Below are 1619 nucleotides of genomic sequence, written 5' to 3'. Positions count from 1 at the left end.
CGGTGTGTGTCAACGTAGTTGTCGCGTCAGATCTCAAGTGACTTGTTTATTCACAGGCTCGCGCTCGCGATTCAGGTAGACATGATCAGGCAAACGCCAATTGCGCACGCCCCCAGCCCACCGTTCCGGCTTTTGGCGACGGATGTCGCGGTACAGCTGGGCTCGTTTTTCCAGTAATGCACGGTCGTGGCCCTTGTGTCGTTGTGAAGGCGTGACGTACTTCAGGGCGCTATGGCGATGCTCATCGTTGTACCAGGCCACAAATTCCATTACCCACTGACGTGCTTTATCCAGTGACTCGAAGGGGCGCTGTGGCCAGCGCGAACAGTACTTTGCGGTGCGGAATAAGGCCTCCGCATAGGCATTGTCGTTGCTGACTCGTGGGCGACTGAAGGAGGGCAATACGCCAAGGTCGTGAAGTGCAGCAAGCATGGTCGCGCCTTTCATCGCGCTGCCGTTGTCCGAGTGCAGGATCAGCTTGGCTGGAAGGATGTTTTCACGCAGACAGGCGCGCTCCATTAACACGCCAGCATGGTCTGCGCTCTCGGTTTCATGCACCTCGTTCATGACCAGCTTGCGGCTGTAAATGTCCTTGACCATGTACCAGTAGAAGAAGCGGCCTTTGATGGTGCTCGGCAGCCAGGTGATGTCCCAGCACCAGATCTGGTTGGGGCCGTCGGCGCGATGAGTCGTCAACGGCCGAGCCTTGGGCGTGCGCGAGCGCCCTCGGTGTTGAGCTTGCCCTGCTGATCTGAGCACGCGATAGAACGTCGTTTCCGAAGCCAGGTATATGCCTTCGTCTGCCAGCTTGGGGACGATCTCATGCGGAGTCAGCTCTGCACAGTCGGGTCGATTAGCGGCTTGCAGCACCGCCAGACGCTCGTCTTCACTGAGTTTGTTGGCGGGTTCCGAACGGCGCGCACCGGGCCTGCCGTCTTGCAGTTGATGACGCCAGCGCTGCACCGTGCGCGTGCAGGCGCCCAGCTCGCGACACGCCACATGTCGACGAGCGCCCGCTTGTACCGCCTCATCGATCAAGGCAAGGGCACTTCTGCGATCTGCGGCGCGGGTCATTCGTCCTCGGCCTTGCCCCAGATCGCATTGGCCTTTTTTCGCAGCACCAACAGAGCGGCTGTTTCTGCCAACGCCGCATCCTTGCGTCGCAACTCACGCTCCAGTTCCTTGATTCGCTGGATCGACGGAATGTCTTTGGCAGGCTCCAGCTGCGCTGGCGTATTAGCCTTCTCGCAAGCGATACGCCACAGCACCAGATCAGCGGGCAAAATACCAGCACTGCGGCAGTATTCGGAGATTTCTGCCTCGCTCATTGCAGCGGTTTGCAGCACGGCCTTGAACTTATCGGCGCTGTTCCAGCGCCCGTTACGTTTACCTGTTCCCGGCATTTGCACTCCTCGGTTTTTGGCCTCGTTACGCCACTTCCTTAATGTGACCTCAGTAATCCCGGTTTGCTTGGCCGTCTCGACCACCGTGCAACTGATGGGAGGGGCCATTTGTTGCAGCACCCAAGTTTTCTCATCTTCGGTATAGCGACGTTGTTTCAAGCGACAGTCCTACGCCCTCCAGTTTTGAAGAAGCGACAACTATCCTGACATGGAGGG

General features: G+C 58.4%; 1 protein-coding gene. It reads right to left on the bottom strand.

All coding sequences use genetic code 11. The features are described 5' to 3' along the window. Positions 1-33 precede the first annotated feature (33 nt). Positions 34-1511, bottom strand: a protein-coding gene (locus ACLD1Y_RS31565) for an IS3 family transposase (protein ID WP_429481542.1) whose coding sequence is annotated in 2 segments (ribosomal slippage) — positions 34-1103 and positions 1103-1511 — 1479 coding nt in all. Because the reading frame shifts where the segments join, the coding sequence is not laid out codon by codon here. Positions 1512-1619 lie beyond the last annotated feature (108 nt).

The organism is Pseudomonas sp. 18175 (assembly GCF_050432925.1).
Classification (GTDB): Bacteria; Pseudomonadota; Gammaproteobacteria; order Pseudomonadales; family Pseudomonadaceae; genus Aquipseudomonas.
This window is presented reverse-complemented; position numbering and strand designations above follow the sequence as displayed.